This window comes from Micrococcus sp. KRD096 (assembly GCF_017168495.1).
GTDB classification, from domain to species: Bacteria; Actinomycetota; Actinomycetes; order Actinomycetales; family Micrococcaceae; genus Micrococcus; species Micrococcus luteus.
The window spans coordinates 42,043-49,019 of sequence record NZ_JABFAY010000002.1 but is presented as its reverse complement, the minus strand read 5'-3'; the positions used below and the strand labels follow the sequence as shown (position 1 = coordinate 49,019).

Here is a 6,977-nt window from a genome sequence, read left to right as displayed (position 1 = left end):
GCCGCCGTCCGCCCGGACCGGCCCGCGCGTCGCCGACTGCCCGGCGTCGACGCGGCCCGCGGGATCGCCCTGCTCGGCATGATCACCGTCCACGTCGTCGACCCGGTGACGGCGGACGGAGCACCCCACCCGGCGTTCCTGTGGTTCGCCGGCCGCGCCTCGGTGCTGTTCGTCCTGTTGGCCGGGGTCGGGCTGGCCCTGTCCACGGGGGGCGCGACGCCGGCCACGGGGATCCGGCGCGCGGCGCTGCGCCGCCGGATCGCCCGCCGCGCGGGTCTGCTGTTCGTGCTCGGGCTCGCGTGCGGGACGCTCGGGGTCCCCGTGGCCGTGATCCTGTGCCACTACGCCCTGCTCTTCCTGCTCGCGCTGCCCCTGCTGGGCCTGCGCGCCCGCACCCTGGGGGTGATCGCGGGGACGTGGCTCGTGCTCGGGCCTGTGCTGGTGTTCGCGGTGGTCGCGGCCGCACAGGCCGCCCTGGGCCGTCAGGAGTTCTTCGTGGGCGGGCGGCTCTGGCTCTCCCCCGGCCCCGCGGACCTGCTGCGTCCCGGGCTGCTGCTGGCCGATCTGACGGTCACGGGCTACTACCCCGTCCTGTCCTGGGGCGCGTTCCTCGTGCTGGGGCTGGCCCTGGGGCGGCTGCCGCTGGACCAGCCCCGCGTGGCCGCCGGGATCCTCGGCGGCGGGGCCGCGGCGTGGGCGGCGGCCGGCGTCGTCGGCGCGGCGGTGCTGCGGGCCCCGGGCACGGTCGGGCGGGTCGCCGCGGCGATCGGCACGGACCCGGCCGAGACGGCGCTCACGCTGCGCACGGGCGAGCCGCGGCTCGCGCTGCTGATCCCGGATCCGCTGTGGCTCGCCCTGCCGACCCCGCACTCCGGGTCCGTGGTGGCCGCCGTGTTTGCGGCGGGCTGGGCCTGCGCCGTGCTGGGCGCCTGCCTGCTGGCCCGGCCGCTGGTCGGGCACGCCGCGCTGCGCCCGCTCGTGGGTGCGGGGCGCATCCCGCTCACGCTCTACGTGGGGCACCTCGTGGTGCTCGCGCTCGTGGACGCGACCGGACTCGACCCGGCCGACGGGGCACTGCTCGCCGCCCTCGTCGTGCTGAGCCTCGCGGCCGGGCTGGCCGCCGAGCTCAGCGGCCGACGGGGTCCGCTCGAAGCCGTGATGGCCCGGCTCTCCCGGGCGGGTGGGGAACGGGCCGTCGCAGGGCGTTGAGCGAGGCGTGGGCCGCGTCAGCCGGCGCGGTGCAGGCGGACGGCCTCCCGGGCCGCCTCGCGGGCGCGGCGGCGGTCGCCCGAGGCGTCGTAGGCCAGGGCGAGGCGGTAGCGGGCGCGCCAGTCGCGCGGTGCGGCCTCGGCCTCCACGCGGTACAGGTCGAACTGGGCGTCGGCGGCCTCCCGGTCGATCCGGCCGCCGGGCGAGCGCGGCAGGTCGTCCTCCGGCAGCCCGCCCTCGGCCTCGAGCTGGTCGGCCAGGCGTTCGGTCTGGCGCCCGAACCACACCTCGCGGGCCAGGACGGCCACGGTCACCAGCACCACGAGGATGACGCCCACGCCGATCGCCTTGGCCAGCGGCTGCGGGGCGCGCACCAGCGCGACGGACGCGTTGAGGGCGAACCCGGCGAACAGCAGCACGAGCAGGGACACGAAGCCGACCCACACCTTGCTCATCACGGTCGAGCGGCGGGCACGGGCGGCGTGCTCGGTCGGGCCCACGGCGCCGTCGTCGGGGATGCGGGAGGGCTCAGCCAAGGTCCAGGTATCCATCCAGTCCGTAGGTCAGACCCGGGCGGGAGGCCACGGTCCGCAGGCCGAGGACGACGCCGGGCATGTAGGCGCCGCGGTCGAATGCGTCGTGCCGGACCACGAGCTGCTCACCCGGCCCGCCCAGCAGCACCTCCTGGTGCGCCTCCAGGCCACGCAGGCGCACCGCGTGCACGTGCACGCCGTGGACGACGGCGCCGCGCGCGCCGTCCGGGTCATGCTCGGTGGCGTCCGGGGAGATGGGCACGCCGGCCGCGTCCCGGGCCGCGCCGATGAGCTCGGCGGTCCGCACGGCCGTGCCCGACGGGGCGTCCACCTTGTCCGGGTGGTGCAGCTCGACGAGCTCGACGGACTCGAAGTACCGCGCCGCCTGCGCGGCGAACGCCGAGGCCAGCACCGAGCCGACCGAGAAGTTCGGGGCGATCAGCACGCCCACCCCCGGGTGCTCAGCCAGCTGCGCCTCGAGGCGCTCGCGGCGCTCGGGCACCCAGCCCGACGTGCCGACCACGGTGTGCAGCCCGTGCTCCACGGCGAAGGCCACGTTCTCAGGCGAGGCGTCCGGCACCGTGAGGTCCAGGACGTGCGTGGCGCCGGCGTCGAGCACCGCGTCCAGGCGGTCCTGCGAGCCGAGCTCGGCCACGAGCTTCAGCCCCTCGGCCGCTCGCACCGCGGGCACCGCGTGGCGGCCCATGCGGCCACGGGCGCCCAGGATCGCGACGCGCGGGACGTCGTCGGGAGCGGACACGGCGGAGGGGGTGCGGGTCTCGGTCATGGCCTCCAGCCTACGCGGCCCGCCCCGGCGGCCGTGGCCGAGGTCAGGCCGGGGCGACGACGACGCGCGCCCGGTCCCCCGCGGCCAGGCGCGCGGCCACGGCCCGGACCTGGCCGGCGTCGACCTCGCGGACCCGGGCGAGGGAGGCCGCCAGGTCCACGTACTCCCCCGTGACCAGCTCGGCCCGTCCCAGCCGGGACATGCGGGCGCCCGTGGACTCCATGCCCAGCACGGTGCCGCCGCAGATCTGCCCGTGGGCGCGCGCGAGCTCCTCCCCGGTGACGTCGGCCTCGGCCATCCGGTCCAGCTCGGCCTCCATCAGCGCGGCCACCTCGTCCACCCGGTCCGGCTGGCAGCCCGCGTACAGGCCCCAGTAGCCGGCGTCGGAGTACCCGGCGGAGAACGAGTAGGTGTTGTAGGCCAGGCCGCGGCGCTCGCGGATCTCCTGGAACAGCCGCGAGGACATGCCCCCGCCCAGGACGGACTGCATGACGCCCAGGGCGAAGCGGTCCGGGTCCGTGGTGGACAGCGAGCGGCCGCCGACGAGGACGTTGGCCTGCTCGACCGCCTTGGTGACGGTGTGCGTGCCGGTCCGCACCCGCGAGGCCGCGGCCCCGGCGGTGTCCACGGCACGGCGCGGGGCGGGCAGGGCTCCCGGGGTGAGCTCCCAGCCCGAGGCGCGCAGGGCGGCGAGGACGAGGCGGCAGACCTCGTCGTGGTCGAGGTGGCCGGCGGCGGTGACGACGAGCTCGTCCGGGCGGTACCAGTGCGTGTAGTGCCCGACCACATGGTCGGGGGTGACGGCCCGGATCGTCTCGGGCGTGCCGCCGATCGGCCGGCCGAGGGGGTGGCCGTCCAGCATGACCTCGGCGAGCTTCTCGTGGGCCACGTCCACGGGGTCGTCCGCGTCCATGGCGAGCTCCTCGAGGATCACGCCGCGCTCGGTCTCGAGCTCGTCCGGGTCGATCAGGGAGGAGGTGAGCATGTCCGTGAGGACCTCCACGGCCATCGGCAGGTCCTCGTCCAGCACGCGGGCGTGGTAGACGGTGGACTCCTTGGCCGTGCCGGCGTTGGACTCCCCGCCCACGCGGTCGAAGGCGGCCGCGATGTCCATCGCGGTGCGCGTGGGCGTGCCCTTGAAGAGCAGGTGCTCGAGGAAGTGCGTGGCGCCGTAGCCCTCGGGCGACTCGTCACGGGACCCCACGGCCACCCAGTAGCCGATGGTCACCGAGCGCTGGTCCGGCATGGCCTCGGTGAGCACGCGGACGCCGCCGGGCAGCACGGAGCGGCGCACCACGGAACCGTTGCCCTCGTCCGCCAGCACGCCGTCGAAGTCCAGGGGGATCTCACGGTGAACACTCATGACGGCCATTCTCGCCCATGCGCGACGACGGCGCCGCACCACTCGCGGGGAGGGTGCGGCGCCGTCGTGGTCACCGGGCCGGGCGTGCCCGGCCGGGGCGGATCACGCCTCGGTCTGCGAGGACTCGATCGCGTCCGCGGTCTCGGCCACGGCGTCGGACTCCGCCACCACCGGGGAGAGGGAGAGCTTGCCGCGGTCGTCGATCTTGGTGATCTCGACCTGGACCTTCTGGCCCACGCCGAGCACGTCCTCGACGTCGTCCACGCGCTTGCCCTCGTTGAGCTTGCGCAGCTCGGAGATGTGCAGCAGGCCGTCCTTGCCCGGGGTGAGCGAGACGAACCCGCCGAACGTGGTCAGCTTCACCACGGTGCCGAGGTAGCGCTCACCGACCTCGGGGACCTGCGGGTTGGCGATCGCGTTCACCGCGGAGCGCGCGGCCTCGGCCGAGGCGCCGTCGGTGGCGCCGATCAGCACGGTGCCGTCGTCCTCGATGGTGATGTCCGCGCCCGTGTCGTCCTGGATCTGGTTGATCATGGCGCCCTTGGGGCCGATGACCGCGCCGATCTTGTCCACCGGGATGCGCACGGAGATGATCCGCGGGGCGGTGGGGGCCATCTCGTCCGGGGCGTCGATGGCGGCGTTCAGCACGGACAGGATGTGCAGGCGCGCCTCGCGGGCCTGCGTCAGGGCGGCGGCCAGCACGGAGGCCGGGATGCCGTCCAGCTTGGTGTCCAGCTGGATCGCGGTGACGAACTCCGCGGTGCCGGCCACCTTGAAGTCCATGTCGCCGAACGCGTCCTCGGCGCCGAGGATGTCGGTCAGGGCCGCGTACTGGGTCTGGCCGTCCACCTCGGCGGAGACCAGGCCCATGGCGATGCCGGCCACGGGCGCACGCAGCGGCACGCCCGCGTTCAGCAGGGACAGGGTGGAGGCGCAGACGGAGCCCATCGACGTCGAGCCGTTGGAGCCGAGGGCCTCGGAGACCTGGCGGATCGCGTAGGGGAACTCCTCGCGGGCCGGCAGCACGGGCACGAGGGCGCGCTCGGCGAGGGCGCCGTGGCCGATCTCGCGGCGCTTCGGGGAGCCCACGCGGCCGGTCTCGCCGGTGGAGTACGGCGGGAAGTTGTAGTGGTGCATGTACCGCTTGGCCGTCTCCGGCGCCAACGAGTCGATCTGCTGCTCCATCTTGAGCATGTTCAGCGTGGTGACGCCCATGATCTGGGTCTCGCCGCGCTCGAAGATGGCGGAGCCGTGCACGCGGGGCAGGACCTCCACCTCCGCGGTCAGCTTGCGGATGTCCGTCAGGCCGCGGCCGTCGATGCGCACCTGGTCGGTGAGGATGCGGCGGCGCACGATCTGCTTGGTGAGGGAGCCGTAGGCCTTGGCGATCTCGCCCTTGCGCTCGGCGAAGTCCTTGCCCTCGCCGGCGAGCTCCTCGAGCACCTCGAGCAGGTAGGCGTCCGAGGCCGACTCGCGCTCCTGCTTGTCGCCGATGGAGAAGATCTCGGTCAGGCGGTCCGTGGCGAGCTTCTCGACGGCGGCGTAGGCGTCGTCCTGGTAGTCCTGGAACACGGGGACGTCCACCGGGTCCTTGCCGGCGCGCTTGACCAGGTCGGCCTGGGCCTCGCACAGGGCGCGGATGAAGGGCTTGGCGGCCTCGAGGCCCTCGGCCACGATCTCCTCGGTGGGCGCCTGCGCGCCGCGCTCCTTGACCAGGGTCCAGGAGTCCGGGGTCGCCTCGGCCTCGACCATCATGATGGCGACGTCGTCGCCCACCACACGGCCGGCCACGGCCATGTTGAACACGGCGCCCTCGAGCTGGGAGTGCTTCGGGAACGCGACCCACTGGCGCGTGCCGGAGCCGTCGTCCATGAGGGCCATGCGCACGCCGCCGATGGGACCGGAGAACGGCAGGCCGGACAGCTGCGTGGACAGGGAGGCGGCGTTGATGGCCACCGTGTCGTAGATCTCGTCCGGGGCGATCGAGGTGACGGTCACGACGACCTGGACCTCGTTGCGGATGCCCTTGACGAACGCCGGGCGCAGCGGGCGGTCGATCAGGCGGCAGGTGAGGATCGCGTCCGTGGACGGGCGGCCCTCGCGGCGGAAGAACGAGCCGGGGATGCGGCCCGCGGCGTACATGCGCTCCTCGACGTCCACGGTCAGCGGGAAGAAGTCGAAGCCCTCGCGGGGCGACTTGCCGACGGTGGTGGCGGACAGCATCGACGTCTCCTCGTCGATGTAGACCATGGCGGCGCCGGCGGCCTGCTGGGCGAGGCGCCCGGTCTCGAAGCGGACGGTGCGCTTGCCGTACGAGCCGTTGTCGATGACGGCCTCGGCGAAGGTGATCTCAGGACCCTCCATGAGGGCCTCCTTTCAGGTGGACGGCGCCGCAGGCGTCCCTGTCCCCCTGGTCTTCGATCGAGGCCCTCGGCATCCCGCCGTGCGGCGGGGTCCGGGAGCCACTGTCGAGGACCGCGAGCGATGGGCGCGGAGCCGTCGGGTGTGTCGATGATGCGGGGATGCGCGCCATGGCGCGCCGGAGTGCCGCAGGCTGCGGCGATCTCTCCCCCGGGACACACTACGTGCGTCCGGGGGCAGACGAAAGGCGGCGCCGGCGCTCGCGGGTCTCCCGCGGGCTCCGGCGCCGCCTCCTCAGGTCACTTGCGCAGGCCGAGGCGCTCGATCAGCGCGCGGTAGCGCTCGATGTCGACCTTCTGCAGGTAGCCGAGCATGCGACGACGGCGACCGACCAGGGCCATCAGGCCGCGACGGGTGTGGTGGTCGTGCTTGTGCTCCTTGAGGTGCTCGGTCAGGTCCTTGATGCGGCGGGACAGGACCGCGATCTGCACCTCGGGGGAACCGGTGTCGCCCTCGTGGGTGGCGTACTCCTTGATGATCTGCTGCTTGACAGCGGGATCCAGGGCCATGGTGGGCCTCCTTCACTTCGGTACCGCGAACACGGGCCGCGCCCCGCCGGGGCGGACGACGCGGGGCCCACCCCACCGCGGACTGCAGGGAGGCCGAGGGTCGAGTCTACCGCATCGCCTACCCTGGCCCGGTGAGCACCCCACCGGTCCCCCAC

Annotated in this window: 6 protein-coding genes; 1 reads left to right on the top strand and 5 read right to left on the bottom strand. The window is 74.2% G+C overall.

Annotation, left to right across the window (positions count from 1 at the left end; translation table 11 throughout):
* Positions 1-1,209, top strand: a 1,209-nt coding sequence (locus J1M41_RS00470; protein WP_206450927.1) for a heparan-alpha-glucosaminide N-acetyltransferase domain-containing protein, incomplete at its 5' end; no start/stop codon positions are given.
* A 17-nt stretch (positions 1,210-1,226) separates the two neighbouring features.
* Here J1M41_RS00470 and J1M41_RS00465 read toward each other — a convergent pair.
* The 5 genes from J1M41_RS00465 to rpsO form a co-directional block, all read right to left on the bottom strand.
* Positions 1,227-1,745 (bottom strand): hypothetical protein, encoded by a 519-nt coding sequence (locus tag J1M41_RS00465; protein WP_060973492.1) that lies wholly within the window; start codon positions 1,743-1,745, stop codon positions 1,227-1,229.
* Entirely contained in the window at positions 1,738-2,529 is a 792-nt protein-coding gene (gene dapB / locus J1M41_RS00460) for a 4-hydroxy-tetrahydrodipicolinate reductase (RefSeq protein WP_060973493.1), read from the bottom strand. The genes J1M41_RS00465 and dapB overlap by 8 nt, the downstream gene beginning before the upstream one ends.
* Before the next feature lie 43 nt (positions 2,530-2,572).
* Complete coding sequence (locus J1M41_RS00455; RefSeq protein WP_113913937.1) at positions 2,573-3,892, bottom strand: pitrilysin family protein; 1,320 nt, start codon at positions 3,890-3,892, stop codon at positions 2,573-2,575.
* Positions 3,893-3,994: 102 nt separating this feature from the next.
* On the bottom strand, positions 3,995-6,256 hold the full coding sequence (locus J1M41_RS00450) for a polyribonucleotide nucleotidyltransferase (protein ID WP_129866883.1): 2,262 nt from the start codon (positions 6,254-6,256) through the stop codon (positions 3,995-3,997).
* Between the two features lie 296 nt (positions 6,257-6,552).
* The gene (rpsO, locus tag J1M41_RS00445; RefSeq protein WP_017488396.1) at positions 6,553-6,822 is read right to left on the bottom strand and encodes a 30S ribosomal protein S15; all 270 of its coding nucleotides are present in this window, start codon (positions 6,820-6,822) and stop codon (positions 6,553-6,555) included.
* Positions 6,823-6,977: the final 155 nt, after the last annotated feature.

What these genes read in the sequence shown, in the direction of transcription:
- dapB (WP_060973493.1), bottom strand. Translation starts at nt 2,529, where the DNA reads ATGACCGAGACCCGCACCCCCTCCGCCGTGTCCGCTCCCGACGACGTC.
- J1M41_RS00455 (WP_113913937.1), bottom strand. Translation starts at nt 3,892, where the DNA reads ATGAGTGTTCACCGTGAGATCCCCCTGGACTTCGACGGCGTGCTGGCG.
- rpsO (WP_017488396.1), bottom strand. Translation starts at nt 6,822, where the DNA reads ATGGCCCTGGATCCCGCTGTCAAGCAGCAGATCATCAAGGAGTACGCC.
- J1M41_RS00450 (WP_129866883.1), bottom strand. Translation starts at nt 6,256, where the DNA reads ATGGAGGGTCCTGAGATCACCTTCGCCGAGGCCGTCATCGACAACGGC.